This is a genomic window from Streptosporangium sp. NPDC051022 (assembly GCF_040683035.1).
Lineage (GTDB): Bacteria > Actinomycetota > Actinomycetes > Streptosporangiales > Streptosporangiaceae > Streptosporangium.
This window is the reverse complement of record NZ_JBFBCF010000041.1, coordinates 39,975-65,632: the sequence shown is the minus strand read 5'-3', so window position 1 is coordinate 65,632 and position 25,658 is coordinate 39,975. Positions and strand designations below refer to the sequence as shown.

The 25,658-nt window shown below is 70.5% G+C and carries 25 protein-coding genes and 1 tRNA gene; 11 read left to right on the top strand and 15 right to left on the bottom strand.

Translation table 11 applies throughout. The annotated features are described in order from the left end of the window. Positions 1-18: 18 nt before the first annotated feature. The gene (locus tag AB0N02_RS41395) at positions 19-675 is read right to left on the bottom strand and encodes a response regulator transcription factor (protein ID WP_363958978.1); all 657 of its coding nucleotides are present in this window, start codon (positions 673-675) and stop codon (positions 19-21) included. Positions 676-829: 154 nt separating this feature from the next. On the opposite strand from AB0N02_RS41395, the gene AB0N02_RS41390 reads away from it, so the two are divergent. The 6 genes from AB0N02_RS41390 (at position 830) to AB0N02_RS41365 (ending at position 5,729) form a co-directional block, all read left to right on the top strand. Beyond that, entirely contained in the window at positions 830-1,378 is a 549-nt protein-coding gene (locus AB0N02_RS41390) for a hypothetical protein (protein WP_363958975.1), read from the top strand. Continuing rightward, positions 1,375-2,445, top strand: coding sequence for a peptidoglycan-binding protein (locus AB0N02_RS41385; protein WP_363958973.1), 1,071 nt, complete (start codon positions 1,375-1,377; stop codon positions 2,443-2,445). The genes AB0N02_RS41390 and AB0N02_RS41385 overlap by 4 nt, the downstream gene beginning before the upstream one ends. Positions 2,446-2,459: 14 nt before the next feature. Continuing rightward, the gene (locus tag AB0N02_RS41380) at positions 2,460-3,188 is read left to right on the top strand and encodes an ABC transporter ATP-binding protein (protein ID WP_363959068.1); all 729 of its coding nucleotides are present in this window, start codon (positions 2,460-2,462) and stop codon (positions 3,186-3,188) included. After that, on the top strand, positions 3,185-4,384 hold the full coding sequence (locus AB0N02_RS41375) for an ABC transporter permease (protein WP_363958971.1): 1,200 nt from the start codon (positions 3,185-3,187) through the stop codon (positions 4,382-4,384). The genes AB0N02_RS41380 and AB0N02_RS41375 overlap by 4 nt, the downstream gene beginning before the upstream one ends. A gap of 318 nt (positions 4,385-4,702) precedes the next feature. Next, the gene (locus AB0N02_RS41370; protein ID WP_363958968.1) at positions 4,703-5,311 is read left to right on the top strand and encodes a PadR family transcriptional regulator; all 609 of its coding nucleotides are present in this window, start codon (positions 4,703-4,705) and stop codon (positions 5,309-5,311) included. Continuing rightward, on the top strand, positions 5,289-5,729 hold the full coding sequence (locus AB0N02_RS41365) for a hypothetical protein (RefSeq protein ID WP_363958965.1): 441 nt from the start codon (positions 5,289-5,291) through the stop codon (positions 5,727-5,729). The genes AB0N02_RS41370 and AB0N02_RS41365 overlap by 23 nt, the downstream gene beginning before the upstream one ends. Positions 5,730-5,753: 24 nt before the next feature. On the opposite strand, the gene AB0N02_RS41360 is transcribed toward AB0N02_RS41365, so the two are convergent. The 3 genes from AB0N02_RS41360 to AB0N02_RS41350 are packed head-to-tail and all read right to left on the bottom strand — an operon-like array spanning position 5,754 to position 8,452. Further along, positions 5,754-6,161: a Rieske 2Fe-2S domain-containing protein gene (locus AB0N02_RS41360; protein WP_363958962.1), complete on the bottom strand. Its 408-nt coding sequence runs from the start codon at positions 6,159-6,161 to the stop codon at positions 5,754-5,756. A gap of 43 nt (positions 6,162-6,204) precedes the next feature. Further along, complete coding sequence (locus AB0N02_RS41355; RefSeq protein WP_363958959.1) at positions 6,205-7,782, bottom strand: HAMP domain-containing sensor histidine kinase; 1,578 nt, start codon at positions 7,780-7,782, stop codon at positions 6,205-6,207. Position 7,783: 1 nt separating this feature from the next. Further along, complete coding sequence (locus AB0N02_RS41350) at positions 7,784-8,452, bottom strand: response regulator transcription factor (RefSeq protein ID WP_363958957.1); 669 nt, start codon at positions 8,450-8,452, stop codon at positions 7,784-7,786. A 172-nt stretch (positions 8,453-8,624) separates the two neighbouring features. On the opposite strand from AB0N02_RS41350, the gene AB0N02_RS41345 reads away from it, so the two are divergent. Beyond that, positions 8,625-9,440 carry a hypothetical protein gene (locus AB0N02_RS41345; RefSeq protein WP_363958954.1) on the top strand — a complete coding sequence of 272 codons (816 nt, stop codon included), beginning with the start codon at positions 8,625-8,627 and terminating at the stop codon, positions 9,438-9,440. Between the two features lie 174 nt (positions 9,441-9,614). On the opposite strand, the gene AB0N02_RS41340 is transcribed toward AB0N02_RS41345, so the two are convergent. After that, on the bottom strand, positions 9,615-10,199 hold the full coding sequence (locus AB0N02_RS41340) for a hypothetical protein (protein ID WP_363958951.1): 585 nt from the start codon (positions 10,197-10,199) through the stop codon (positions 9,615-9,617). A gap of 218 nt (positions 10,200-10,417) precedes the next feature. Here AB0N02_RS41340 and AB0N02_RS41335 point away from each other — a divergent pair, with 218 nt between their 5' ends. Beyond that, entirely contained in the window at positions 10,418-10,942 is a 525-nt protein-coding gene (locus AB0N02_RS41335) for a peptidylprolyl isomerase (protein WP_363959065.1), read from the top strand. A gap of 314 nt (positions 10,943-11,256) precedes the next feature. After that, the gene (locus AB0N02_RS41330) at positions 11,257-12,132 is read left to right on the top strand and encodes a rhomboid family intramembrane serine protease (RefSeq protein ID WP_363958948.1); all 876 of its coding nucleotides are present in this window, start codon (positions 11,257-11,259) and stop codon (positions 12,130-12,132) included. A gap of 49 nt (positions 12,133-12,181) precedes the next feature. Here AB0N02_RS41330 and AB0N02_RS41325 read toward each other — a convergent pair whose 3' ends face one another. Beyond that, on the bottom strand, positions 12,182-12,427 hold the full coding sequence (locus tag AB0N02_RS41325; RefSeq protein WP_363958945.1) for a cell division protein CrgA: 246 nt from the start codon (positions 12,425-12,427) through the stop codon (positions 12,182-12,184). A gap of 460 nt (positions 12,428-12,887) precedes the next feature. Here AB0N02_RS41325 and AB0N02_RS41320 point away from each other — a divergent pair, with 460 nt between their 5' ends. Further along, positions 12,888-13,460 carry a gamma-glutamyl-gamma-aminobutyrate hydrolase family protein gene (locus tag AB0N02_RS41320; RefSeq protein WP_363958942.1) on the top strand — a complete coding sequence of 191 codons (573 nt, stop codon included), beginning with the start codon at positions 12,888-12,890 and terminating at the stop codon, positions 13,458-13,460. Positions 13,461-13,625: 165 nt separating this feature from the next. Here the strand turns inward: AB0N02_RS41320 and pknB are convergent, their stop codons facing one another. The 7 genes from pknB to AB0N02_RS41285 form a co-directional block, all read right to left on the bottom strand. Further along, a complete protein-coding gene (pknB, locus tag AB0N02_RS41315) occupies positions 13,626-15,488 on the bottom strand; it encodes a Stk1 family PASTA domain-containing Ser/Thr kinase (protein WP_363958939.1) in 1,863 nt (620 codons plus the stop codon). Between the two features lie 82 nt (positions 15,489-15,570). Continuing rightward, positions 15,571-17,019, bottom strand: coding sequence for a serine/threonine-protein kinase (locus tag AB0N02_RS41310; protein WP_363958936.1), 1,449 nt, complete (start codon positions 17,017-17,019; stop codon positions 15,571-15,573). Further along, positions 17,016-18,473 carry a penicillin-binding protein 2 gene (locus AB0N02_RS41305; RefSeq protein WP_363958933.1) on the bottom strand — a complete coding sequence of 486 codons (1,458 nt, stop codon included), beginning with the start codon at positions 18,471-18,473 and terminating at the stop codon, positions 17,016-17,018. Before AB0N02_RS41305 ends, AB0N02_RS41310 begins: the two co-directional genes overlap by 4 nt. Then, positions 18,470-19,846 carry an FtsW/RodA/SpoVE family cell cycle protein gene (locus tag AB0N02_RS41300; RefSeq protein ID WP_363958930.1) on the bottom strand — a complete coding sequence of 459 codons (1,377 nt, stop codon included), beginning with the start codon at positions 19,844-19,846 and terminating at the stop codon, positions 18,470-18,472. Before AB0N02_RS41300 ends, AB0N02_RS41305 begins: the two co-directional genes overlap by 4 nt. A 4-nt stretch (positions 19,847-19,850) precedes the next feature. Then, entirely contained in the window at positions 19,851-21,146 is a 1,296-nt protein-coding gene (locus AB0N02_RS41295; RefSeq protein WP_363958927.1) for a Stp1/IreP family PP2C-type Ser/Thr phosphatase, read from the bottom strand. Then, on the bottom strand, positions 21,143-21,610 hold the full coding sequence (locus AB0N02_RS41290; RefSeq protein WP_363958924.1) for an FHA domain-containing protein: 468 nt from the start codon (positions 21,608-21,610) through the stop codon (positions 21,143-21,145). The genes AB0N02_RS41295 and AB0N02_RS41290 overlap by 4 nt, the downstream gene beginning before the upstream one ends. Before the next feature lie 17 nt (positions 21,611-21,627). Further along, positions 21,628-22,368, bottom strand: coding sequence for a DUF3662 and FHA domain-containing protein (locus AB0N02_RS41285; RefSeq protein WP_363958921.1), 741 nt, complete (start codon positions 22,366-22,368; stop codon positions 21,628-21,630). A gap of 155 nt (positions 22,369-22,523) precedes the next feature. On the opposite strand from AB0N02_RS41285, the gene AB0N02_RS41280 reads away from it, so the two are divergent. Then, positions 22,524-22,606, top strand: a tRNA-Leu gene (locus tag AB0N02_RS41280). Positions 22,607-22,963: 357 nt separating this feature from the next. On the opposite strand, the gene AB0N02_RS41275 is transcribed toward AB0N02_RS41280, so the two are convergent. Both AB0N02_RS41275 and AB0N02_RS41270 read right to left on the bottom strand, forming a co-directional pair. Next, positions 22,964-23,995, bottom strand: coding sequence for a hemolysin family protein (locus AB0N02_RS41275; protein ID WP_363958918.1), 1,032 nt, complete (start codon positions 23,993-23,995; stop codon positions 22,964-22,966). Further along, entirely contained in the window at positions 23,992-25,446 is a 1,455-nt protein-coding gene (locus AB0N02_RS41270) for a hemolysin family protein (RefSeq protein ID WP_363958915.1), read from the bottom strand. The genes AB0N02_RS41275 and AB0N02_RS41270 overlap by 4 nt, the downstream gene beginning before the upstream one ends. Positions 25,447-25,658: the final 212 nt, after the last annotated feature.

The following is a 25,658-nucleotide window of genomic DNA, read 5'->3' as shown; positions in this document are numbered from 1 at the left end:
GGAGGAACAGGGTGAATGTCATCGGAAGCGATATCCCTTGCCGGGCACGTTCTCGATCGCCGGGGGAGCGCCGAGCTTCTTGCGCAGTGAGGTGATGGTGACGCGCAGCACGCCGGTGCCCGCGTCGGCGTGCTCGTCCCAGACGTTCCTTCGCAGGTCGGCCGAGGTGACGAGGTTCCCGCCGGCCCGCAGGAGTTCCCACAGGACGTCGAACTCCTTGCGGTTCAGCGTGATCTCCCGCCCGTCCCGGGTGACCGTACGGCGGGCGGGGTCGAGCCGGATCCCGGCCCGTTCGAGGGTCGACGGCGTCACCCTGGGGGAACGGCGGGCCAGCGCCCTGATCCGGGCCACCAGCTCCGCGAACACGAACGGCTTGGCCAGGTAGTCGTCCGCCCCCAGGGACAGCCCGTCGACCCGGTCGCGGACCTGCCCCGCGGCGGTCAGCATGAGGATCCGGCCGGGTCCGTTCCCCGCGGTCAGCTCACGGCAGACCTCGTCCCCGTGGACCTCGGGCAGGTCCCGGTCGAGGACGACGACGTCGTAGTCGACGTAGGCGGCCATCTCCAGCGCCTCCTGGCCGTCGTGGACCACGTCGACGGCGATGGCGTGCAGCCGCAGCCCCCGCGCGATGGCGTCGGCCAACTGTTCCTCGTCCTCGACGACGAGCACCCGCATTCCGGCCTCCCTGTCCGATCCGAGAGTGGCCGAACGCGTGTTAACGGCGGATAAGGCGATCGGCGGGATCGCTCGCTTATCCGGGTTTAGCACCGTGCCCGCTGGAGTGGGGCCGCGTCCCGGGCGAACGTCCCGTGGCGTGAAGGAGTGAGTCATGAACCTTCGACCGTTACTGGCCGCCGCCCCGCTGGTCCTGGTGCTGGCCGGATGCGGCTCCGGGGCCGGAGCGGCCGGAGCTGCGGGAACGGACGGTATCGCCAGTGCGAACGACGGTACGGCCAAGCCCACCGCCCCGGCCTCCGCCTCCCCCTCCGCCTCCACCGATCCGCAGGATGCGCGGCTGAAGTTCGCCCAGTGCATGCGGGAGCACGGGGTGGACATGCCGGACCCCGGCTCCGACGGCAGGGTCCGCATCCAGATCCCCAAGAATCTCGATCGCGCCAAGGCGGACACGGCGATGCGGGACTGCGAGCACTTCATGAAGGCCGCGATCGGTGACCGGCCGAACCCGATGAACGATCCCAAGACCCGCGACCAGATGCTCAAGTACGCCGGCTGCATGCGGGAGCACGGCGTCGACATGCCGGACCCGGGCTCCGACGGCAATCTCAGGATCAAGATCCCCAAGGGCGGGGAGCAGAAGCTCAAAGAGGCCGAGGAGGCGTGCGAGGAGTTCCGTCCGGGCGCCGGGAAGCCCCGGTGAGGGCCGCGGCACGCGGGGGCGTCGCGGTCGCCGGGGGCATCCCCCTGCTCGCCGTGGCCTGGACGGCGTTCGCCGTTCTCGGTGACGGCGGCGCGGTGACGGCGGCGCCGAGCAAGCCTCCCCTCCCCGCCACGGCGACGATCACCCGGCAGGACCTGGTGGACACCAAGACCGTGAACGGCTCGCTCACCTACTCCGGCGAACGGAGCCTGACCACCGACGCCTCCGGCACGGTGACGTGGGTGGCCGCCGAGGGCTCGGTGGTCCGCAGGGGCCGCCCGCTGCTCAGGGTCGACCGGAAACCGGTCGTCGTGATGTACGGCTCGCTGCCGCTCTACCGGCCGCTGCGATCGGGCGTTTCGGACGGACCCGACGTCAGGCAGCTGGAGCGCAACCTCAAGGCTCTCGGTTACGGCGACGACCTGACGGTGGACGACCACTTCGGCTACGCGACGTATCTGGCGGTCCGGCAGTGGCAGGACGACGCGGGCCTGCCGGAGACCGGGCAGGTGGACGCGGCCCAGGTGGTCTTCCTGCCCTCGGCGGTCCGGGTGACCGACGCGAAGGTCGAGGTCGGCGGCAGGGCCGCTCCCGGGCGGCCGGTCCTCACGGTCAGCGGCCTGCGGAGGCTGGTGCACGTGGACCTCGACACCGCGGACCAGACGCTGGCCAGGAAGGGGGCCAAGGTCACGGTGAAACTGCCCGGCGGCGAGCGGGCGGCCGGGAGGATCAGCTCGGTGGGCACGGTCGCCAAGGCGGTCCGGTCCGGCCAGGGAGACGACGGCACCACCGTCGACGTCGACATCACGCTCGACAAGGCCCCCAAGAGCGGGCTGGACCAGGCTCCGGTGGAGGTGGAGCTGGTGAGTGAGCGGCGTGAGAACGTCCTGGCCGTGCCGGTCGAGGCACTGCTCGCGCTGCGCGAGGGCGGCTACGGCGTCGAGGTCGTCGAGGGCGGTTCCACCCGGGTGGTGGCGGTGGAGACCGGGGCGTTCGGCAGCGGCCTGGTGGAGATCACCGGTGCGGGGCTCGCCGAGGGGACGAAGGTCGGGGTGCCGGCGCCGTGAGCGAGCCGTACGCGATGGGCGCGGGCGGGCCGTACGTGGTGGAGCTGTGCGGTGTGACCAAGCTCTACGACGGAGGCGTGCAGGCCCTGCGCGGGGTGGACCTGACGGTCGGCGACGGCGAGCTGCTGGCCATCGTCGGCCCGTCGGGTTCCGGCAAGTCCACCCTGCTCCACATGATCGGAACCCTGGACCGGCCCACCACGGGGACCGTGCGCATCGCGGGTCACGACGTGGGCGGGCTCTCCGACCGGGAGTTGTCCGCGCTGCGCGCGCGCAGTCTGGGGTTCGTGTTCCAGCAGTTCCACCTGTCCCCCGGCGTGACCGCGCTGGACAACGTGGCCGACGGGCTCCTCTACACCGGTACCGCGCTGCGGGCCAGGCGCGAGCGGGCCGCCGCCGCGCTGGAACGGGTCGGGCTCGGCCACCGGCTGGGGCACACACCGAACCGGCTCTCCGGCGGTGAGCAGCAGCGGGTGGCGGTCGCCCGCGCGGTGGTGGGCGATCCGCCGCTGCTGCTCGCCGACGAGCCGACCGGCAACCTGGACTCCGCGGCGGGGAGCGAGGTGCTGCGGGTCCTGCGCGACCTGCACGCCGCCGGGACCACGGTGGCGGTCATCACGCACGACGCGGAGATCGCCGCGTGGTGTTCGCGGCAGGTCCGGGTCCGTGACGGCCGGATCGTGGCCGATCGCGGCGACGGCCGCAGACCCCCCGCGGAGATCACGAAAGGGGTTCGGGAATGATCCGCGCAGGACGGCTCACACCCGCCCGGCTCAGCCCCTCCGACGTCGTTCGGGTCGGAGTGGCGGGGCTGCGCTCACGTCCCACCCGGGTGGCGCTGTCCGCGCTCGGGATCGCGATCGGCATCGCCACCATGGTCGCGGTGATCGGCATCTCCTCCTCCTCGCGGGAGCAGCTGCTGCGTCAGCTCGACCGGCTCGGCACCAACCTGCTCACCGTCTCGGCGGGCCGTACGCTCTTCGGAGAGGACTCCAAGCTGCCCACCGGCGCGCTCGGCATGGTCGATCGCGTCGGCCCGGTCCGTACGGCCGCCGCCACCGGCTCCACCAAGGCCACCGTACGGCGCACCGACCACATCCCCAGGGCGGTGACCGGGGGCATCGCCGTGCAGGCGGCGACCACCGGGCTCCTCACCACGCTTGAGGGGACCGTCGTGCGGGGGGCCTGGCTCAACGCCGCCACCGAGCGGCAGCCCGCCGTCGTCCTGGGCTCCAAGGCCGCCGAACGGCTCGGTGTCACCGGGACGGGGGTGCGGGTGTGGATGGGGAAGCGCTGGTTCACCGTCATCGGCGTCCTGGGCCCGATGCCGCTCGCCCCGGAGATCGAACGGTCGGCGCTCGTCGGGTTCCCGGCGGCCGAGGAACATCTGGACTTCGACGGGCACCCCACGACGCTCTACGAGCGCTCGGCGGAGGAGGCGGTCGAGGCCGTCCGGGAGGTGCTGCCCCGCACGGTCAATTCGGAGAACCCGGAGGAGGTCGAGGTCAGCAGGCCCTCGGACGCGCTGGCCGCCCGGGTCGCCGCCGCGGGCGCGTTCACCAGCCTGCTGCTCGGGCTCGGCGTGGTCGCGTTGCTGGTCGGCGGGATCGGAGTGGCCAACACCATGGTGATCTCCGTTCTGGAGCGTCGTAAGGAGATCGGCCTGCGCCGTTCGCTCGGCGCCACCCGAGGGCAGGTGCGCGTCCAGTTCATGGCGGAGTCCCTGCTGCTGTCCGCGCTGGGCGGGGTGGTCGGGGCGGTGCTGGGCGCTCTGGCGACCGTCGGTTACGCGCTGTCGCGTGACCTGCCGCCCGTGGTGCCGCCCTGGGCGGTCGGCGGTGCGGTCGCCGCCACCCTCGTCATCGGGGTGGTCGCCGGTCTCTACCCCGCAATGCGCGCCGCCCGCCTGTCCCCGACGGTCGCCCTGACCACCTCCTGAGCCCCACCTCCTGAGCCTCACCTCCGGAGTCACCTTTTGAGCCGCCGCCCGATCCGGAGGGTGGCCGGTGGGGGGAAGCCTCCCCGGGAAAGGTCGCATCCCCGGCCCGAACCGTCCGGAACCCCGCGGTCCGTGGCGGGCGGCGGCTGTGGCCTGCCCGTTGCCGTGTGGTGGGCGGGGATTCACGTGAAACATGTGTCTCCGCCCACCATGCCCATCGCATGCCGAGCCCGTCGCTCAGGGGGCCCATCTTCGCGGTACTCGCGCCACACTCCTATATTGCATAATGCAATAAAGAAACCTGCATGAGGAGTGGTGATGGCGCGAGGCCCCGATCTGGTCGGACTGACCGTGCTCGCCCTGCTCTCGGTCAAGCCGAGCCATCCCTACGAGATGCACCGGCTGATCGTGGACACGCACAAGGACTACGTGACCGGGCTGCCGCGCAGCCTCTACCACGCGGTCGACCGTCTGGCCGGGGACGAGCTGATCGTGCCCGCCGAGACGAGCAGGGAGGGCCGCAGGCCGGAGCGTACGGTCTACCGGCTCACCGGCGAGGGCCGGGCGGAGCTGACGGCCCGGCTCCGGCGGCTGCTCGAGGAGCCGGGGCCGGACGCACGGAACTTCCACGCCGCGGTCTCGCTCATCGGATGCCTGCCGGTGCGCGAGGCCGAGCGGGCGTTGCTGACCCGGGCCGCGGCTCTGGAGAGCGGGGTCTTCGCCTGCGACACGCACATGAGGAACCTCGCGGAGAGCGGGCTGCCCCGGCTGCTGGTGCTGGAACTCGAATACGAGCGCGTGCGCTGTGACGCGGAGCTCGGCTGGGTGCGGAGCGTTCTCGACAGGCTCGGGACCGGGGAGCTGACCTGGCCGAGCCGCGGTGACGACACGTTGGGAGGACCTGATGAAGAAGACCCTGCTCTGTGAGGTCGCGGGAGTGGTCGAGACCGCGCCCGAACGGGTGGAACGGCTGGTCCTGGCGGTGAGCCCGGGGCCGGTCGGTCCCGGCAACGCCTGGCTGTTCTCCTCGCACGGCGGCACGGTCGAGGGAGGGCCCGAGCGGTTCGTCCTGCGGATGCCGGCGCACGCGATGACCGTCGAGGTGACCGGGAGCACCCTGGCCACCCAGGGCGGCTGGTGGTACCGGGGGGAGTACACCGTCGAGCCGCACTCCGACGGAGCGCTCGTCACCTACCGCGTCTTCAACGTCGCCTCGTGGGGCCGCTGGGGTGTCCCGCTGGCCAACCGGTTGTTCATCGGCTTCGCCAGGTGGAACCGGGAAGGCTTCGCCGCGGCGCTCGGCCTGATCGGCCAGGAGCTGGACTGTGGGACGCGCCTGCTCTGAGCGGTCACCTCTACGTGGCCCGGGTCAGGCGAGACGGATGACGCCCTTGGAGACCTTGATCCTCTGACCGGGCAGCGCGCGGGCGGCGGGTCCCCTGACCACCGAACCGTCGGAGACGCGGAACCTGCTGCCGTGGCAGGGACAGTTGATGGTGCCGCCGCTCACACTCGCGACCGTGCAGCCCTGATGGGTGCACTTCGCGCTGAAGGCCCGGAAGGTGCCCCTGGTGGGCTGGGTGACCACCCAGGTACCCCTGATGATCTTTCCGCCGCCGACGGGAATGCTCTTGGTCTTGGCCAGCACGGTGGTCGCGTCGGTGTCGGACTCGGTGGCCTCGGCGGGGCGCGCCCAGGCGACGGCGGAGGTCACCAGCGCGGTCACACCGCCCGCCAGGCTCCGGAAGATCATCACTCTGCGGGTCACGGGCGGCATGCGAGCCTCCTGGGGGAAGGATTCTCAACGAACCTCCTGTGAGTCATATCACAGGAAAGCGTGCGCGGAACCAGGCTCCCGGAGTTTCCGTGACGAGGTCGAGGGTGCCGCCGTGCCGTACCGCGATGTCCCTGGCGATGGCGAGCCCGAGACCCGACCCGCCCGCGTCCCGGTCGCGGGCCTCGTCCAGCCGGGTGAACCGGTCGAAGACCGCCGCGTGGTGTTCGGCCGGAATGCCGGGCCCGTCGTCGCGCACGTCGAGCACGGCGGCCGTGCCCCCGCCGGGGCCTTCGTCGAGGGCCAGCCGGACGGTGACCGTGGAGTCCGCGTGCCGTACCGCGTTGTCCACCAGATTGGCCACCAGGCGGCGCAGCTGCTCGGCCGAACCGCGGACCACGGCGTCGACGGCCACGTCGAGCACCACCTTGATCTCGGACCTGGGCCGTGACCTGGCGGCCTCCTCGGCGGCGACCTGGCCGAGGTCGACCTCCTCATGACAGACGGGTTCGCCGGCGTCGAGGCGGGCCAGCAGCAGCAGGTCCGCGGTGAGCTTCTGGATCCGGTCCACGTCGGTCAGCGCCTCGGCCGCCAGCGGCTCCGGCGGGGCGAGCTCCAGGCGGGTACGCAGGACGGCCAGCGGGCTGCGCAACTCGTGGGCGGCGTCGGCGACGAAGCGCTTGTGCCGGTCGACGGCGAGTTCCAGCCGGTCGAGCGTGCGGTTCATGGTCTCGGCGAGGCGGGCGATCTCGTCACGCGAGCGCGGCACCGGGACCCGGCGGTGCAGGTCGCTGGCGGTGATGTCGGCCATCTCGGCACGGATGGCCGACACGGGCGCGAGCGCCCGGCCGACCGCCAGCCAGGTCAGCGCCGCGACCAGCAGGAGCAGTGCCGGGATGCCGGGCAGCAGCAGGTCCTGCAGGGACCGCAGAGCGTCCCTGGTGGGTTCCAGGGAGGCCCTGGCCTGCACCACCAGGGCCCCTCCTGAGGTGAGGACCGGCATCTTGACCACGGTGAAGGAGCCGGCGGGCGCCCACTCGTCGGACTGGTACGCGGCCTCCGGAGTGGGGGCGGACACGATGCCGGGCACAGTGTCGAACATGGTGTCGGACACGGTGTCGGGCGCGGTGCCGGACATCGTGCCTGACATCGTGCCCGGCACCGTGTCGGGCGCGGCTTCGAGGGCGGGTTTCAGGAAGTCCTTCGGCGGGGTCTTCGACGTGCCCTCCGGCTCGGACGCCGCGGTTCCCGGACCGGACGCGGCCCCGGGCTCCGGGGCCGTCGAGCCGTCCTTCCCGCGGGCGGCCGAATCGGAGGAGCGCTTGGTGAGGACGAGCTTGGAGAACGTGTCAGGGGAGGTCTCTTCGACGATCTTGATGTCCGGGTCGAAGAGCCGGCCGACGGACTGGATCTTCCGCTCCTTGTTCGCGGTGTCCACGGCCCCGGAGGTGGCGACCAGCACGTTCGCGACGGCGTCGGCGCGCCGGGTGGCCTCGTTGGAGGCGCTCTCCACCAGGCTGCCCCTGAGCACGCCGACGAGTACGGCCGTCGCCACCCCCAGCGCCGCCGCGACGATGACCGTGGCCGCCAGGGTCGCCCTCACCCGGACCGAGAGGCGTGACATCTCAGCCCTCCAGCCGGTAACCGGCGCCGCGTACGGTCACCAGGGACGAGCGGCCGAACGGGGCGTCGATCTTGCGGCGCAGCGCGCTGATGTAGACCTCGACGATGTTCGGATCGCCGTCGTAGGAGAAGTCCCAGGCCTGGGCGAGCAGCTCGCTCTTGGAGACCACCTCGCCCGGTCTGCGGGCCAGGCCGTGCAGGACGGCGAACTCCTTGGGGGTGAGGGCTATCTCGATCTCTCCCCGGCGGCAGCGCAGGCCCGCCGGATCGACGGTCAGGTCGCCGACCACGATGGAGACGGGCCTGGCCCGGCCGCCCCTGCGGGTCAGCGCGCGCAGCCTGGCCAGCAGCACCACGTAGGAGAACGGCTTGGACAGGAAGTCGTCGGCACCGGTGTCCAGGGCCTCGGCCTCGTCGTGCACCCCGTCCTTGGCGGTGAGCATCAGGATCGGCGTCCAGTTCTCGGCGGCGCGCAGCTTGGAACAGACGGTGTAGCCGTTCATCCGGGGCAGCATGACGTCGAGCACGATCACGTCGTAGGTGTTCTCACTCGCCATCCACAGCCCGTCGCGTCCGTCGTGGGCGACGTCGACGGCGAAGCCCTCCGCGGCCAGACCGCCCTTCAGCAGGTCGGCCAGGCGCCTCTCGTCCTCAACCAGCAGCATGCGCATGCCGCCCAGCCTGCCGCAGACCGCCTAAAGCCAACCTGAAGACGACTTCTGCCGTCTTCAGGCCCGCTTCAGCCGCCGGGCACGAGCCTGTGCTCTCCAGATCCAACGATTCCGACGATCCGGCACCTCTACAGATCGACGGCACCTCGACAGATCGACAGGGAGAACACGCATGCGCCGTACCCGCATACTCGCGGCCGCCGTCATGGCGGCCGGTGTCCTGATGACCACGCTGACCGGCGCCGCGAACGCCGACGTCCCCGACTCCGCCGCGACGCCCGACGGCTACACCCTCAAGTGTGACGGCGGCCTGGTGACCGTGAAGGTGACCAAGGTGTACGGGGTCGCCGCGAGTGACTTCGAGAGGTCCGGAGGGCCGCAGAAGGCCCGGGAACTGAAGGAGCTCAGGGAGCTCAAGGTCGAGAAACTCAGGGAGGGCGAGAACCTCCCTCCGGGGGCCGGCGTCACCGAGGGCCGTCTGTTCTCCACGAAGCCCGGCGAGACCGTGCAGGAGGAGGTCGAGCGCCTGAAGGTGGAGGTCAGGACCCTCGAGGACCGCGTCAAGGGTGTGTCCCCGTCGGCGACCGCCGACGGAGGCGTCGCCGAGGAGCCTTCCGGCCCGACGCTCACCCAGGTTCCGGAGCCGGGCCGGCTCTCGCGAGAGGCGGCTCCGCGGGTGTCCCCCGAGGACGGCCGGGAGGCGCGGCCCTCGGACCTCCCCGAGAAGCTCCCCGCGGACGTCCCCGGGAAGCCCTCCCCGGACGTCTCCCAGAAGCTCTCCGCGGACGTTCCGGCCGACGACTCCGTCAAGGCCGGGGCCGAGGGCTCCTTCAGCGTCAGGGAGGACTCCGTCCGGGACCAGGGCGGGACGGACGACCCCTCGGTGAAGGCCGATGTCCTGATCGTCGAGTCGACGGACGCCGGTGACGCCGGAGCCAAGGTCCCGGCCTCCGGCGAGATTCGGGTGGTCTGCGGCAAGCGACCCTGATCTCCACGCGGGCCGTACCGCACGGGGAGCCGGTGCGGGCCCGCACGGGCGGATCCGGGCACGGGGAGGAACGGGAGATGCCGGGAACCGCCCGCCGAACGGGGAGGGGAAGAGATCTCACACGCACGGGTACGGCCCGCGCCCTTCGAGGGCGCGGGCCGTACCCGTGGTGGATCAGGACATCTTCCTGCCGACCTGGTCCGCCTTCTGCTCGGCCTTGTCGCCGAGCTGTTCCGCCTTGGCTCCGACGGTCGCCGTGGCCTCGTCCGCGGTGCCGGAGGTCTTCCCCGACACGGACCGTGCCTTGTCCGACGCCCACCGGGAGGCGTCCGAGGCGGTCTCCTTCATCGCCTCGGTCCACTGGTCGGCGCTTCTGCGGTACATCGCGAAGCCGACCGCGCCGATCGCGATGCCCGTGAACAACAGGAGCATCGGCCCTTTGCGAGACCTGACCCGCCTCGGAGTCGGGTCGATCCTGCTGGCCGCCTGTGACAGCAGCGCGCTGACCTTCGGCGCCAGCTGCTCCTCGACCGAGTGAGCGGCGGCGTCCAGTTTGGGCGCCGCCCATCCACGGGCGACGTAGATCCTGTCGTTGGCCGTGTCACGGACATGACCCGCGGTGTCGCGGGCGTGATCCGCCATGTCGCGGGCGTGACCGGCCATGTCACGGGCCTGGACGGCCACCGGGCCGACCCGCTCGGAGGCGCGGGCCATCTGAGCCTTCATCTGGCCCAGCTGAACGTCCGGAATCACGATCACGCGGCGCTTTCCAAATAGAGTAAGAGGCACGTTAACCTCCCCAGTTGTCGGGGCCCCGTTGCCTCCCCTTCCCGCTCGGTGGCGGCTCAATCATTACCGGTCGTGGGAGGATGCTAGGTGGAGCGGCTACGGCCGCAGCCATCGAAACACCATGAAACAGCACGTTGCAGAGGCTTTGGCCGACGACATGAAGGGGGAGCCCGATCGTGGCTGAGCAGTTGATCGCGAACCTGAAGACCAATCGCGGCACCGTGAAAATCCAGCTTTTCCCGAACCACGCGCCCAAGACCGTGCGCAACTTCGTCGAGTTGGCGGAGGGCGCCCGCGAGTGGGTGCACCCGGAGACCGGGCAGAAGACCACCGCCAAGCTTTACGACGGCACGATCTTCCATCGGGTCATCGACAACTTCATGATCCAGGGTGGTGACCCCCTGGGCCAGGGCATCGGTGGCCCGGGTTACAAGTTCGACGACGAGATCCACCCGGACCTGTACTTCAACCGTCCCTACCTGTTCGCCATGGCCAACGCCGGCATCCAGGGCGGCCGGGGCACCAACGGCTCGCAGTTCTTCATCACCGTGGTGCCCACGCCGCACCTGAACGGCAGGCACACCATCTTCGGTGAGGTCGTCGAGGGCCAGGACGTCGTCGACGCGATCGCCAAGACCGAGACCGACGCCCGCGACCGTCCGACCGAGCCCGTCGTCCTGGAGTCGGTCACCATCGAGCGCGTTCAGGGCTGACCGTTCCGGGCGGCGGCCTCCCGTGCCGAGGCGGCCGCCCGGGTTCGCGGAGGATCCGGGCGGGCAGGCGTCCGGCCGCCGCCGTGGAGCGTCCCGGGCTCGAAAGCCGGGAGCGTCCCGGGCCCGAAAGTCGTGGAGCGTCCCGGGCTCGGAAAAGGGCGCGTGGTCGTCACCCGAGTCCCACGCGTCCCACGCGTCCCACCGGTGGGCCGCACCCCGCCGACGGGCCCCGTTCGCTGGTGCGTGTGCTCAGGATCATGAATAGGCTGGCAGTCTGTGGATAACAGCACGGTCGAAGGGGCCAGCGACACGCCATGACCACTCAGCCACCCAGCGAGTCCGAGACCACCGCCGTTCCCACGTGTTACCGGCATCCGGGTCGTGAGACCTATGTTCGCTGCCAGCGTTGCGAGCGGCCCATCTGCCCCGACTGCATGCGCGAGGCCTCGGTCGGCTTCCAGTGCCCCGAGTGCGTGGCCGACGGCAACAGGACGGTACGGCGGGCGCAGTCGGTCTTCGGCGGCAAGGCGGTCGCCACGCCCAGGGTGACCTGGACGCTGCTGGTCGTCAACGTCCTGGCCTACGTCGCGGAGACCCTCAGCACCAACCAGGTGCTGGGCGAGTTCGCGATGAACGCGGGCGCCGTGGCCGCGGGCGAGTGGTGGCGGCTGTTCACCGGCGCCTTCCTGCACGCGCCGCTGGCCGGCGGTTCATTGGCGATCACCCACATCGTGTTCAACATGTGGGCGCTCTACGCCATCGGCCCCGAGCTGGAGCGGCGTCTGGGCTCCCTGCGCTTCCTGGCGCTCTACCTGCTGTCCGCGCTCGGCGGGTCCGTCGCGGTCTACCTGGTCGGCATCGCCGCGGTCGGCGCCTCGGGCGCGATCTACGGCCTGTTCGGCGCGCTGTTCGTGGTCGCCAGGAGGCTGGGATACGACGCCCGCGGCGTGCTCTGGCTGATCGGCATCAACGCGGTGCTCACCTTCATGGTGCCGAACATCAGCTGGCAGGGACACCTCGGCGGCCTGATCACCGGCGCCCTGGTCGGAGGCATCCTCGCCTACGCCCCGGCGAAGAACAGGAACCTGTTCCAGTGGGGCGGCTGCGCGGTGCTGTTCGTGGTGTTCGTGGCGCTGGTCACACTGCTGCCGCCGTACGTCTACGAGATGCAGTTCGGCCTGGTCGGCTGATCCACACCCTGATGCTTCCCCAGGGTGTGGATAAACACTGTGGAAAAAGTTAACGCCAGCGGGTGGACAGCACCACACCGAAGATGATGAAGACGAACCCGATCAGCAGGTTCCAGTTGTGCAGGTAGGCGAGGCCGGGCGCGGTGGGGGCGATGTAGTAGACGGCGATCCACAGGATCCCGATGATCCAGGAGGCCACCATGACCGGCGCCAGCCAGCGCGGGCTCATCTTGACCTGCTGGGAGGTCTGCGGCGGGGTGTAAACCGCCTTCTTGCGAGTCTTGGACTTGGGCACTGGGTTCTCCTGCGTCAACCCTGCGCGGTCGGATCGTGCGCAGGCCGTGTCAGCTAGCGTAATCGCTGGTGGCGAAGACCCGAGTAAGAATAGTCGGCACACCCGTGTCATGGCGATCCCATACGGTGCCATCACTGCGCAAACCTTGCTTCAATGGTGCGATTCCTGTCATGTCTTGTCAGGTCGCAATGGTTCATCGTCATTAGGGTGAACTCATGCGGGTTGCGTGGAGAAGGCCGAGAACGCCGGGGAAGGCGGCCGCCGTGAGGGTGACCGTCCGGCTCCCTCGCGCCCGCTCCCTCCGGAGAACCGGCCTCCGGCCAGTGGAGAACCGGCCTGTCCGCGACGCGGCCAAGACCTCCGCCGGGGCGGGATCCTTCCGGCCGGCGGCCGTATCCTGCTGTGTCGTGTTCTCCCGGATCGAACCCCTCGTCCCCGCCGGCCACGCCGCGCCGGGCCGATGACCCGCGTCCTCGTCGTGGACAACCACGACAGCTTCGTCCACACCATCGTCCAGTACCTCCGCGAGCTCGGCGCCACCTGCGACGTGCGGCCACGGGACCACGTCGTGCCCGAGGACGCGGCCGGCTTCGACGGGGTCCTGATCAGCCCGGGGCCGGGGACCCCGGAGAAGGCGGGGGTGAGCGTCCCGCTCGTCGGCTACTGCGAGGCCCGCGACCTGCCGCTGCTGGGTGTCTGCCTCGGTCACCAGGCCATCGCGATCGCCTACGGGGCCACCGTGGCGCGGGCCCCCGAGCTGATGCACGGCCGTACCAGCCTGATCGGCCACGACGGACGCGGCGTCTTCGCCGGGCTGCCGTCCCCGGTGACCATGACGCGCTACCACTCGCTGGCCGTCGTGCCCGGGACCGTCCCGGAGGTCCTGGAGGTCACCGCGACCACCGCCGACGGCGTGATCATGGGGCTGCGCCACCGCACCGCGCCCCTGGAGGGTGTGCAGTTCCACCCCGAGTCGGTGATCTCCGAACACGGGCATCGACTGCTCGGGAACTGGCTCGCCGGGATCGTGTAACGCGCGGGCCGTCCTGAACGACTAACCAGTGAGCCCTTCCGCCATCGCCCCCGAGTGGCGGAAGGGCTCTTTTTCGTTCGGAAACGAGAAGAACCCCCGCCGGAGGGCGGGGGTCCTTCTCAGGATGTCGTCAGGGCCCCGATGGGCCCCGGCGGAACCGGGCGCTCAGTTCTGGTTGCCGCTGTCGCCCGGCGGGTTGTCGAAGATCGAGCCGTCGTCGGTCTCGGTCGGCTCCGGCTCGGGCTGCTCGGTGTCCGTCGGCTCCTCGGGCGTGAAGGTGGGCTGGTAGGTCGGCTCGGGGGCCTTCCCGCTGGAGACCACCAGCGTGACCGTGGTGCCCGGCATGAGCTTCGCACCGGCCTGGGGGCCCTGGCTGAGCACGGTGCCCTCGGGCAGGTCGCTCTCCTGCTTGACCACCTTGACCTTGAAGCCGGCCTCCTTGAGCATCCGGGTGGCGTCCCCGATCGTGAGGTTGGCCACCTCCGGCACCTCGATGGCCTCCTTGGGGATGTAGATCCGGACCGTGCTGCCCTTGCCAGCCTTCTTCCCCGCCTCGGGATCGGTCTGGAACACCTTGCCCTGCGGGCGGCTGGACACCTTGGACTGCACGCTCACCTGGAACTCCTTGGCCTCCAGGGCCGCGGTCGCCTCCTCCACGCTCATGTTCAGCACGTTGGGCACCTCGACCTTCTGGACGCCCTTGGAGACCTTGAGGGTGACCTCGGTGTTCTTGTCCACCTCGGTGTCGGCCGGCGGGTCGGTGTCGATCACCGTGTCCTTGGGCAGCTTCTCGTCGAACTCCTCGACGACCTTGACCTTCAGCCCGAGATCCCTCAGCGCGTTGGTCGCCGCGCCGACGGACTGCGTGGCCAGCGCCGGGATCTTCACCTTGCCCCCCGTGGCGGTGTCGCCGGGCGAGCTCAGGAACATGTAGCCGACGCCGATGAAGGCACCGATGATCAGCAGCGGGACCAGGATCCACGCCGCCGTCTTGACCGCGGTGTTGCCGCCGCTCTGCTGGCGGCGCCTGCCGCGGCCGCCGCCGCCCTCCTGCGAGCCGTACTCGTAGGCGGGGACGGCGGTGGTGCGCTGGGTCGCCGGGCCGCCGGGAGCCAGGGGCTGCTGCTGCATGGTGTGGGTGGCGGCGCCGTAGTTGTTGGCCAGCGCCATCGTCTGGGCGTCCATCGGGATGCCCGACATCGCCCGCTGGATGTCGGCGCGCATCTCCGACGCGCTCTGGTAGCGGTGCGCCGGGTCCTTGGCCATCGACTTCAGCACGATGGCGTCGGCCCACTTGGGAATGTCGGGGTCGATCTGCGACGGCGGGATCGGGTCCTCGCGCACGTGCTGGTAGGCGATCGCGACGGGGGAGTCGCCGGTGAACGGCGGCTGCCCGGTCAGCAGCTCGTACAGCACGCACCCGGTGGAGTAGATGTCGCTGCGGGCGTCGACCCGCTCACCCCTGGCCTGCTCCGGCGACAGGTACTGCGCGGTACCGATGACCTGCGCGGTCTGCGTCATGGTCGCGGCCGAGTCGGCCATCGCGCGGGCGATGCCGAAGTCCATGACCTTGACGTCGCCGTTGCGGGTGATCATGATGTTCGCCGGCTTGATGTCCCGGTGGACGATGCCGCCCCGGTGGCTGTAGTCCAGCGCCCGCAGGATCCCGTCGACCAGCTCGGCCGCCCGCTCGGGCAGCAGCCGCCGGTCGGCGCGGAGCAGGTCGCGCAGCGTGCGGCCGTCGACGTACTCCATCACGATGTACGGCACAGGCGCGCCGTCCGTCACGTCTTCGCCCGTGTCGTAGACCGCGACGATGGACGGGTGGTTCAGTGACGCGGCGGACTGCGCCTCCCGGCGGAAACGGGCCTGGAAGATGTGGTCCCTTGCCAGGTCCGCGCGGAGGGTTTTGATGGCGACGATCCGATCCAGCCGGATGTCTCGTGCGCGATAGACCTCGGCCATGCCGCCACGCCCGACGACGCCGTCAAGCTCGTAGCGATCGCCGAGGCGTCGGGGCTGAGTCATTTCCTGCACTGTCCCTTACCGTTCATCTTGGGTGCCGGTGAGCTCTTGGGCCACCGGTGTCCATCATCGACCCGTTGCCACATCACGTCTCCCCGTTCGGCTCGTTTGTGTCGCCGGGGGTGGGGCTGGTGCTCGGTGTGAGGCTGGGTGTCGCCGGCGGGGTGGTGGTGGGCGTCGGGGTCGAGGTGGTCGGAGTGGGGCTGGGCGATGGTGACTGCGTCGGCTCGACGCTGGGCGTGGCCGATGTGCTTACCGTAGCCGACGGCGTGGGTGTAGGTCTGAACGACTTCGTCGGCAGGACCGGGGGTCTGGGCGTCATCGGCTTGGTTTTGCTCGGCCGGGCCGACGGGGTCCGGATGGCCGGGCTCGTCGGCGCGACCGGCTCCCGGTGGCCGTTGCCACCCGGCTGCTCCATCATGTCCCGGGCGATCAGCGTGCCCAGTCCCAGGGCGGCGGCGCACCCGGCGACCGCGGCGACGATCACCGTCTTCCGGCGCAGCCCGCCGCGCCGCGGGCGGGGCCGGGGCGCGCCCGCGAGATCCGGGCCGCCCGGGGGGACGTCCGCGGGCGGCGGAGCGGCCGGGACGGTGCCGCCGTCGGGCTCCTCCCGGGTGACCAGGGCGGGGGCGACCTCGCGCGGCCACTCGCCCGCGGGCTCGGCCCGCCAGCCCGCGGGGTCGGTGAGCATGGCCAGGTCGGCGGCACCGGCGGTGGCAGCGACGTCGGCGGACTCGCGCAGCGCGCGTGCCCGCTCGGCCAGCTCCGCGGCGCCGGCGGGGCGCGCTCCGGGGTCCTTGGACAGGCAGGACATGACCAGGTCGCGCACCGCGGGCGGCACGCTCGCGGGCAGCGGCGGCGGGGTCTCGTTGATGTGCATGAGCGCGATGGCCACCTGCGTGTCGGCCATGAACGGCGGTCTGCCCGCCAGGCACTCGTAGGCCACCACACCCAGGGAGTAGATGTCGGTCGCGAAGGTCAGCGACGCCCCCGAGGCCTGCTCGGGGCTGAGGTACTGCGCGGTGCCGAGCACGGTGCCCGTCTGGGTCACCGGCGCGGCCTCCAGCGCCCTGGCGATGCCGAAGTCTGTGATCTTGATCACACCGGCCTCGGTGACCAGCAGGTTGCCCGGCTTGATGTCGCGGTGGATGATCCCCGCGGCGTGCGCGGCTCGCAGGCCCCTGGCGGTCTGCCGGATCACCTCAAGGGTGATCGCGGTGCCCAGCGCGCCGTCGCGGGCCAGGATGCCCGCCAGCGACTCGCCGGGGACCAGCTCCATCACGAGATAGGCGACGTCTTCGGCCTCGCCGTAGTCGAAGACCTGGGCGATGCCCGGGTCGGCCAGCCTTGCCGCGAGCCTGGCCTCCATCCGGAACCGGTCGCGGAAGGCCGGGTCGGTGGCCACGTGCCTGCGCAGCAGCTTGACCGCGACCTCGCGGCCGAGCAGCTCGTCCTTCGCCCGCCAGACCTCGCCCATGCCGCCCGTCGCGATCCGCCCGAGCGGACGGTATCGACCTCCGAGCAGGGCGGTCATCTGCCCAGCACCGCTTCCATCACGCTCTTGGCGATGGGGGCGGCGGTGTGACCGCCCGAGGCGTCGTCGCCGGCGCTGCCGGACTCGACGATGAGGGCCAGGGCGATCTTGGGGTCCTCGGCGGGGGCGAAGGAGATGAACCAGGCGTGCGGGGCCTTGCCCTTGGCGGTCTCCGCGGTACCGGTCTTGCCCGCGACGGTGATCCCCGAGATCTGCGCGGCGCTCGCGGTGCCGTTGTTGACGACGCTGACCATCATCTCCTGGAGCTTTCGCGCGCTGTCCTCGCTCATGGCGGTGGACAGCTCCTTGGGGCTGGCGCTGTCGATCTCGCCGCCCTCGGCATCCGCGATCTTGTTCACGAGGTACGGCCTCATGACCACGCCGTTGTTGGCGATGCCTGCGGCGACCATGGCCATCTGCAGCGGGGTCATCTGGTTGCTGCGCTGGCCGATCGAGGTCTGGGCGAGCGCGGCCAGGTCCTCCTCGGGGCCGATCCCGCTGCCCGCGACCGGCAGTGGGATCTCCAACGGGTCGCCGCCGATGCCGAACTTCAGGGCCTGTTCCTTCAGGGCGTCGTAGCCCAGACTCATCGCGATCTTGGCGAACGGGGTGTTGCAGGAGCGTTCGAGCGCGAACGTCAGCGTCACCCGCCCGGAGCCGCACGCGGCGCCGCCGTAGTTGGGCAGGCCGACGCTGGTGTTGGGCAGCTCGAGCCGCTGCGGGGCGTCCACCTCGGTCTGCGGGCCGACGCTGTCGTCGCTCTCCAGATAGGCGGCCAGGGTGACCACCTTGAAGGTCGAGCCCGGCGGGTAGCTGCGCTCGATCGCCCGGTCGACCAGCGGCTGGTCCTCGTCCTTGGCCAGCTTGTTGTAGGCCTTGTTGACGTCGGCCTTGTTCGGCTTGGACAGCGGGTTGGGGTCGTAGGTGGGGATCGAGACCATGGCGAGGATCGCCCCGGTCTTCGGCTCGATCGCGACCAGGGCGCCCTTCTTGCCGCTGGCGCCCAGCGCCTTGTAGGCGGCCTCCTGGGCCCTGGGGTCGATCGTCAGGTCGACGTTGGCGCCCTTGGACCGCTTGGCGGTGAGCAGGTCGATGCTGCGCCGGATCAGCAGGTCGGCGCTGGTGCCGTCGAGCAGGCTGTTCTCCGCCGCCTCCATGTCGCGCGCGCTCTCCGGCGCGAAGAACCCGGTGACGGGCGCGTAGACCTTGCCCTCGGGGTAGCGCCGCTGGAAGCGGAACTGGTTGCTGCCGGTGTCCACGGACTCGGCCAGCACCTTGTTGCCCGCGGTGATCCGGCCGCGCTCGACCTCGTAGCGGGCGTAGAAGTTGCGGGTGTTGCGCGAGTCGGTGCGCAGCCCGTCCGCCCGCACGACCTGCAGGTAGTTCACGTTGATCATGAGCAGGCCGAACATCAGCAAGCAGACGAGGGAGGCGCGCTTGAGGGGACCGTTCATCGCTGGAACACCTGTGTCATTCCTTCGTCCTGGATGGCCTGGGGCGGCGGCTTCCTGGCCGCATCCGACATCCGTACCAGCAGCGCGATAAGGATCCAGTTAGCCAGCAGCGCCGATCCTCCCTGGGACATGAACGGGGTGACCAGGCCGGTCAGCGGGATCAGGTTGGTGACGCCGCCGACGATGATGAAGACCTGCCAGGCGAGGATGAACGACAGGCCGCCCGCCAGCAGCTTGGAGAACGGGTCGCGGGCCGCGATGGAGGTGCGCAGGCCGCGCTCGACGATCAGCGCGTAGACCATCAGCAGGGCCATCAGGCCGGTCAGGCCGAGCTCCTCGCCGGTGGCGGGGAAGATGAAGTCGGAGAAGGCCAGCGGGATCAGGTTGGGGTGGCCCTGGCCGAGCCCGGTGCCGATCACACCGCCCTGGCCCATGGCGAACAGGCCCTGCAGGAGCTGGAAGCTGCCGCCGACCTTGTAGTAGAGGTCGGGGTCCTCGGGGTGCATGAAGACGGTGAAGCGGTCCTGCACGTGGGTGAAGATCATCCCGGCGAGGATCGCGCCGCCCACGAAGAGCAGGATGCCGATCAGCACCCACGAGGTGCGCTGGGTGGCGATGTAGAGCATCGCGATGAACGTGCCGAAGATCAGCAGCGAGGAGCCGAGGTCCTTCTGCACGACCAGCACGGCAAGGCTGAAACCCCAGGTGATGAGGACCGGGCCGAGGTCGCGGGCGCGCGGCAGGTCGATGAACAGCAGCCGCCGCCCGGCCAGCGCCAGCACGTCGCGCTTGGCGACGAGGTAACCGGCGAAGAAGACGACCAGCGCGAGCTTGGCGAACTCGGACGGCTGGAGGCTCGCGCCGCCGATCCCGATCCAGATGCGGGCGCCGTTGATCTCCTTGCCCAGGAACGGGGTCAGCGGGGAGACCAGCAGGATCAGGCCGGCCGCGCCCGCGGTGTAGGTCAGACGCTGCAGCGCGCGGTGGTCACGCAGCACGATCAGCGTCACGGAGAACAGCACCACCCCGACGCCGGTCCACACGAGCTGGTTGGTCGCCGAGGCCCCCGGCATCTTGGCCGACTCGAGGCGGTAGATCATCACCAGGCCGAGGCCGTTGACCAGCGTCACCAGCGGCAGGATCAGCGGGTCGGCCCAGGGGGCGAACTTCGCCAGCACGAGGTAGGCGGCCAGCATGAACCCGCCGAGGCCGAGGCCGTAGGTGAGCATGCCTGCGGGGATCTGCTTGTCGATCGCCAGCCCCACGTTGGCGTACGCGCCCATGACGATCACGACCGCGAAGGCGAGCATCGCCAACTGGGCCACCCGCCGTTTGGCGGGCAGGGGGACGGGCTCGACGCTTGGGGTGCTCATGTGTCTACTTTGTCGGTTCCGGGGTGGGAGTGCCGCTCGGCGGGGGAGTCTGCTTGTCTTTTCCGGTGGGCTTCTGTGGGGAGGCGGATGTGGAGGACTTCAGCTCGGCGATCTTCTGCAGGCCCGCGTCGACGCTGGCGACGGGGATGCCGTCGCGGACCTGGCCCTGCTGGAAGGCGCCCAGGGCCGAGACCGACTCCGCGGTGCTCTTGGCGACGTCGAAGAGTTCGAAGGGGCCGACGTTGGTTTTCACGCCCTGGAAAACCACTATCTCGTCACCTTTCGCCCCTACGAAGTACTGATCCTCAAGCCACTGGGTCCCGAAGTACCAGCCTAGGCCGCCGCCGACGAGGACGACGCCTCCCACCGAGACCAGAAGTGGCCACAGGCGGCGACGTTTGACCGGCCGCCGCGTGGCCCTGGCGACCGGCTCCTCGGGTTCGTCGTCCGTGATGACGGGCTGCGGCATGGTGACCGCGCTCGCGCGGCCCGCCGGGGTGTCCGGCGCCTCCGAGCGCTGCCGGGTGGAGCCGGCGGCTCCAACCACGGCGGCCTCCACCGGCAGGGCGGTCCCCTCGTCCACCTCCAGCACGTCGGCGAGCACGCAGGTGATGTTGTCGGGCCCCCCGCCGCGGTTGGCCAGGTCGATGAGCGCGCGGACCACCGTCTCGGGGTCGTCGATCGTGCTGAGCGTGTGGTGCAGCGTCTCGGCGGTCACCACGCCGGACAGTCCGTCGGAGCACAGCAGGTAGCGGTCGCCGACCTGGGCCTCGCGCAGGGACAGGTCGGGTTCGACCTCGCCGCTGCCGTCGAGCGCCCGGAGCAGGATCGACCGCTGCGGGTGGGTGGCCGCCTCCTCCTGGGTGATGCGGCCGTCGTCCACCAGCGACTGCACGAGGGTGTGGTCGTGGGTGATCTGGTAGAGCTCCCCCGAGCGCAGCAGGTAGGCGCGGGAGTCGCCGACGTGGACCAGCGCCACCCTCGTCCCCGACCACAGCATGGCGGTCAGGGTGGTGCCCATGCCCTTCAGGCTGGGATCGCGCCCGACCATCTGGTACAGCCTGCGGTTGGCGTCGCGGACCGCGGCCTCGATGGCGCTGAGCAGGTCGGCGTTCTGGGTCTCCTCCTCCAGGGAGGACATCGCGGCGATGGCGACCGAACTGGCCACCTCGCCGTGTGCGTGGCCGCCCATACCGTCCGCGACGGCGAGCAGGCGGCCGCTTGCGTACGCCGAGTCCTCATTGCCTTCGCGGAGGAGGCCGACATCGGAGCGGGCGGCGTAACGGAGTGCGATGGTCATTTGCGCAATTCGATGACGGTCTTGCCGATGCGGATCGGAACACCGAGCGGCACCGGAGTCGGACGGGTGACTTTAGAGCGGTCGAGGTACGTTCCGTTGGTAGAACCGAGGTCTTCCACGATCCACTGACCGTCCTGGGGGAAGAGCCGGGCATGCCGGCTGGAGGCGTAGTCGTCGCTGACGACCAGCGTGGCGTCGTTCGCCCGGCCGATGGTGATCGGAGTCTCCGCGAGGGTGATGGTCGTGCCCTGAAGGGGGCCACCGGTGACGACCATCTGCCGTGGCTCCCCCTTCTTGGACTTGGCTACGGGCTTTACGGCCTTCGGCGCCTTGCGCGCGGGCACGGCCGCGGTGGTGCGTGATCCGAACAAGTCTGTCCGGATCACACCGACCGCCGCGATCACGAAGAACCACAGCACCGCCAGGAAGGCCAGGCGGATCAGTAGCAGCGTGAGATCGGACATGGACCGTCTGTCTACCTTTAATCGCGCCGGAAAACCAGAGTCGTCCGCCCCAGCGTCACGCGAGTGCCGTTCTGGAGCTCGACCCGGCGAACCGGCTGGCCGTTGACGAAGGTGCCGTTCGTTGAGCCCAGATCGACGAGCATGACCTGCGGGCCCTCCACACGCAGCTCGGCGTGGTGCCGGGACACTCCCGGGTCGACCAGCCGTAGGTCGCAGTCGGTGCCCCTGCCGAGCAGCGTCACCGGGGTGGTCAGGTCGTAGGAACGCTGCCCCTGCGGGTCGTCCTGGGTCGAGACCAGCAGGCGGGGACGGCCGCCGAAGGCCTGCGGCCTGGCCGCGGGCACGTCGCTCACCGGCTGGCGGATCTCGTCCTGCTCGACCGTCGCCCCGCGGATCACGCCGGAGCGGATCCGGAACAGGCCGACCGCCAGGTCGTCCGCGGTCTCGAAACGCACCCGCACCGGTCCGACAAAGGAGTAACCCTGCTCCTTGGCGTACTCCCTGGCGAGGTTGGCCAGTTCGTGGCTGATGCTGTCCGCATAGACGTCGAGGCGCTCGCTGTCGGTCATCGACAGCTCGACCACGAAGTCGTTCGGCACGAGCGTGCGTCCCTGCGCGACGATCGCCGCCCGCTCGTCCATCTCCCGCTGAACCGCGCTGGCCACCTCGACCGGTTGAAGGTCGGATTTGAACGCCCGCGCAAAGGCCCCCTCAACCAGACCTTCGAGCCTCCGCTCGAAGCGCTGAAGGACTCCCACCGGGTCCCTCCCTTCTTCCGTCTATGTAGGTCACGGCCGCTTGGGGCTGTTCCTCGCTCTCTCGCACCCAGCTACTCCGCTCCGCGTCTAGGAGGATCGTATCCGGGTTCGTGGGTATCGGCTGATCCGTGCTAATGTTTCACCGCACCCAACAAGGGCGGGTGGCGGAACGGCAGACGCGCACGGTTCAGGTCCGTGTGTCCGAAAGGACGTGAGGGTTCAAATCCCTCCTCGCCCACTCAGATCAGGCCCCGGCCGCGCGAGAGCGCACCGGGGCTTCTTCGTTCTCGCGGGAAGCGCGTGTTCATCGGGGCCGTCCGTGTTCCGTCGGGGGCGGGTCGGTTGCCGATCAAGGTAGTCGCTTGCTCCGTCGTAGAGAAGTCCCGGCCCCGTACGTTTTCCCGTGGGTTTCCGAGCCGGGTACGGCCTGCCTGCACGTTGTAGCCGTCTGCCCTTGACGATCACTTTCGAACCACTTGCACCAGGTCTGATCGCCGGATGTGATTACGCTGACAGAGAAAGCGGGCCGGGAAGGGATGGATCCCTTCCCGGCCCGTGCGTTCCCGTCCGCCCGGCGTCCCGGGCCGCGGCCCGCCTAACGCGTGGCCAGGACCCGCATGTCGAGGAGCTCGCCGAGCAGGTCGGTGAGGCTCACCATGCCGGCCACCTCGCCGCCGTCGGTGATGAGGCCCACGTGGGCGCGGGCCTCCTGCAGGACGGAGACGGCCTCGGGGACCGTCGTGCTCTTGTCCAGGCGGGGCACGGGGCGGGCGAGCTCGGCCGGGGTCGCCCCCGGGCGGACCAGCGCGTCCCTGACGTGCAGCACGCCCAGCACGTCACCCGGCCTGCCCGAGTTCACCAGCAGGCGCAGGTGCCCGCTGTCGGCGGCCGCCCGGCGCACCTGGGCGTCGGTGGCGTCCCCGGTCACGCAGGCGACCTTCGCGATGGGCAGCATCAGCCGCTCGACCGGCTGCTGGTGGACCCGCAGCGCCCGGGTGAGCAGGTCGTGCTCGGCCCGGTCGAGCAGGCCCATCCGTCCCGACTCGCCGACAAGCATCGCCAGCTGGACCGGCGTCCTGGTGGTGGCCAGCTCGTCCCTCGGGCGCACGCCGAACAGGCCCAGCACCCCGTTGGTCATGCCGTTGAGCGCGGCCAGCACGGGGCGCACCACCCGGGTGAAGCCGCGGAACGGCAGGGCCAGGCCTATCGCCGCGGTCTCGGGATGGGTCAGCGCCCACGACTTGGGGGCCATCTCGCCGATCACCATGTGCAGGAACGTGATCAGCGCCAGCGCGATCACCAGCGAGATGGGGACCCGCAGGGACTCAGGCACGCCGACCGCCCCGAAGAGCGGCTCCAGCAGGTGCTCGACGGCCGGTTCGGTCACCATGCCCAGGCCCAGCGAGCACAGCGTGATGCCCAGCTGGGCTCCGGCGAGCATCAGGGACAGCTCCCTGCCGCCGCGTACGGCGGCGCGGGCGGCGATCCTGGTCAGCCTGCCACCCCTGCCCGCGAGCTCCTCCAGGCGGTGCCTGCGGGCCGAGATGACCGCGAACTCGGCGGCGACGAAGAAGGCGTTGCCGATCAGCAGCGCGATGCCCAGCAGCAGGGCTCCGGTCGTGCTCATCGCTCGTCCACCCGGTTCCGTTCCGTGCCGCGTCCGGCCGCCCGTGTCGCGGCCATCACGGGTTCGTCGGTCTCGAGGTCCTCGTCGTTCCCGTCGTCCCGGGCCTCGGTCCCGGCCTCGGGCAGCGTCAGCCGTACCCACTCGGGGACCCTGCGGTGCACGGACAGCACGGTGAGCACCGCGTCCCTCTCCTCCTCGCCGTCGTCGTCGAGCAGGTCGGTCTCCGCGGACAGGGTGACGGTGACCTCGTCGCCCGGCTCGGCCATCCGGCCGAGGGTGGCCAGGACCAGGCCCGCGACGGTGTCGTAGTCGTCGCTCTCGGGAAGCGCCAGCTTCGTCGCGCGTTCCACCTCGTCGAGCCTCAGCGTGCCGGGCAGGTTCCAGGTGCCGTCGTCGTTCGCGACGACTCCCGCGGGCTCGGGGTCGTTCTCGTCGACCAGTTCGCCGACGAGCTCCTCGGCGAGGTCCTCGACCGTGACCACGCCCGCGAGCCCGCCGTACTCGTCGATGACGCATGCCAGGTCGTCGCGGGCGGCGCGCATGCGCTCCAGCACGACGGGCAGCGGCAGCGAGTCGGGGACCAGCAGCGCCGGGCGGGTGATCCGCTCCAGCGGGCCCTCGCTCAGGCCGGACCTCAGCAGTTCCCGCACGCCGGTGACACCGACCACGTCCTCGCCGTTGTCGTCGCAGAGCACCGGGTAACGGGAGTGACCGTGCTCGGCGATGGCGTCGATCAGGTCGGAGATGGGACGTTCGGCGCGCAGCAGCACCACGCGGGGGCGCGGCACCATGACGTCCTCGGCGGTGCGGTCGCCGAACTCCAGCGCCCGCTCCAGCAGCTCGGACAGGCGCGGGGGCAGGTCGCCGGCCGTGGCCGAGTCGGAGATGATCCGGGACAGCTCCTCCGGGCTCGCGCCGTGCTCGATCTCTTCGACGGGCTCGACGCCGACCCTGCGCAGCAGGCCGGTGGCGGCGGAGTCGAACAGCCGGATGACCGGGCCGGCGATCTTGAGGTATACGATCGTGGAACGGGCCAGGAACTTCGCCATCGGCTCGGGCCGGGCGATGCCCAGGTTCTTCGGGGCCAGCTCGCCGAACACCATCTGGACGACGGTCGCGACCGCGATGGCCAGCGCCACCGAGAGGCCGGGCACCACGGCCCCCGGCACTCCGGCCCATTCCAGCGGAGGGGCGAGCACGGTGGCGATGGCGGGTTCCGAGATGAAGCCGACCAGCAGGGCGGTGACGGTGATGCCGAGCTGCGCGCCCGACAGCATGAACGACAGGCGTCCGGTCACCGCCAGCGCGCGCTCGGCCGCCGCGTCACCGGCGTCGGCCTGCTCGCGCAGCACACCGCGGTCCGCGGCCACGAAGGCGAACTCCTGGGCGACGAAGTAGCCGGTCGCGAGGGTGAGGAGCAGTACGGCCAGCAGGCCTAGAGCCGTGTTCACCGGGCGGCTCTCCCGGCTGGGTCAGTGGTTCCCGTGCGTTCGCACGGGCAGGTACTCCACGGGTCCGGAGTGGACACGATCTTCCTTTCGAACAGCGGTCGTCATCTACCGTAACGATCCGCGCGCCGGTCGATGTTTCCAGATCGGCCAACGATCCCATTGTTGGTGGATAAGCACCCTTTTATGTACTTTTCCATAGGGAAAGCTTGAGG

Bases quoted from the DNA above. Each gene is read 5' to 3' on its own strand.
- AB0N02_RS41375 (WP_363958971.1), top strand. From the start codon at position 3,185: ATGATCCGCGCAGGACGGCTCACACCCGCCCGGCTCAGCCCCTCCGAC.
- AB0N02_RS41300 (WP_363958930.1), bottom strand. From the start codon at position 19,846: ATGAGCACCCCAAGCGTCGAGCCCGTCCCCCTGCCCGCCAAACGGCGG.
- AB0N02_RS41350 (WP_363958957.1), bottom strand. From the start codon at position 8,452: ATGCGCATGCTGCTGGTTGAGGACGAGAGGCGCCTGGCCGACCTGCTG.
- AB0N02_RS41310 (WP_363958936.1), bottom strand. From the start codon at position 17,019: ATGACCGCCCTGCTCGGAGGTCGATACCGTCCGCTCGGGCGGATCGCG.
- AB0N02_RS41355 (WP_363958959.1), bottom strand. From the start codon at position 7,782: ATGTCACGCCTCTCGGTCCGGGTGAGGGCGACCCTGGCGGCCACGGTC.
- AB0N02_RS41275 (WP_363958918.1), bottom strand. From the start codon at position 23,995: ATGAGCACGACCGGAGCCCTGCTGCTGGGCATCGCGCTGCTGATCGGC.
- AB0N02_RS41290 (WP_363958924.1), bottom strand. From the start codon at position 21,610: ATGTCCGATCTCACGCTGCTACTGATCCGCCTGGCCTTCCTGGCGGTG.
- AB0N02_RS41390 (WP_363958975.1), top strand. From the start codon at position 830: ATGAACCTTCGACCGTTACTGGCCGCCGCCCCGCTGGTCCTGGTGCTG.
- AB0N02_RS41360 (WP_363958962.1), bottom strand. From the start codon at position 6,161: ATGCCGCCCGTGACCCGCAGAGTGATGATCTTCCGGAGCCTGGCGGGC.
- AB0N02_RS41345 (WP_363958954.1), top strand. From the start codon at position 8,625: ATGCGCCGTACCCGCATACTCGCGGCCGCCGTCATGGCGGCCGGTGTC.
- AB0N02_RS41305 (WP_363958933.1), bottom strand. From the start codon at position 18,473: ATGAACGGTCCCCTCAAGCGCGCCTCCCTCGTCTGCTTGCTGATGTTC.
- AB0N02_RS41365 (WP_363958965.1), top strand. From the start codon at position 5,289: ATGAAGAAGACCCTGCTCTGTGAGGTCGCGGGAGTGGTCGAGACCGCG.
- AB0N02_RS41295 (WP_363958927.1), bottom strand. From the start codon at position 21,146: ATGACCATCGCACTCCGTTACGCCGCCCGCTCCGATGTCGGCCTCCTC.
- AB0N02_RS41395 (WP_363958978.1), bottom strand. From the start codon at position 675: ATGCGGGTGCTCGTCGTCGAGGACGAGGAACAGTTGGCCGACGCCATC.
- AB0N02_RS41330 (WP_363958948.1), top strand. From the start codon at position 11,257: ATGACCACTCAGCCACCCAGCGAGTCCGAGACCACCGCCGTTCCCACG.
- AB0N02_RS41380 (WP_363959068.1), top strand. From the start codon at position 2,460: ATGGGCGCGGGCGGGCCGTACGTGGTGGAGCTGTGCGGTGTGACCAAG.
- pknB (WP_363958939.1), bottom strand. From the start codon at position 15,488: ATGACTCAGCCCCGACGCCTCGGCGATCGCTACGAGCTTGACGGCGTC.
- AB0N02_RS41370 (WP_363958968.1), top strand. From the start codon at position 4,703: ATGGCGCGAGGCCCCGATCTGGTCGGACTGACCGTGCTCGCCCTGCTC.
- AB0N02_RS41320 (WP_363958942.1), top strand. From the start codon at position 12,888: ATGACCCGCGTCCTCGTCGTGGACAACCACGACAGCTTCGTCCACACC.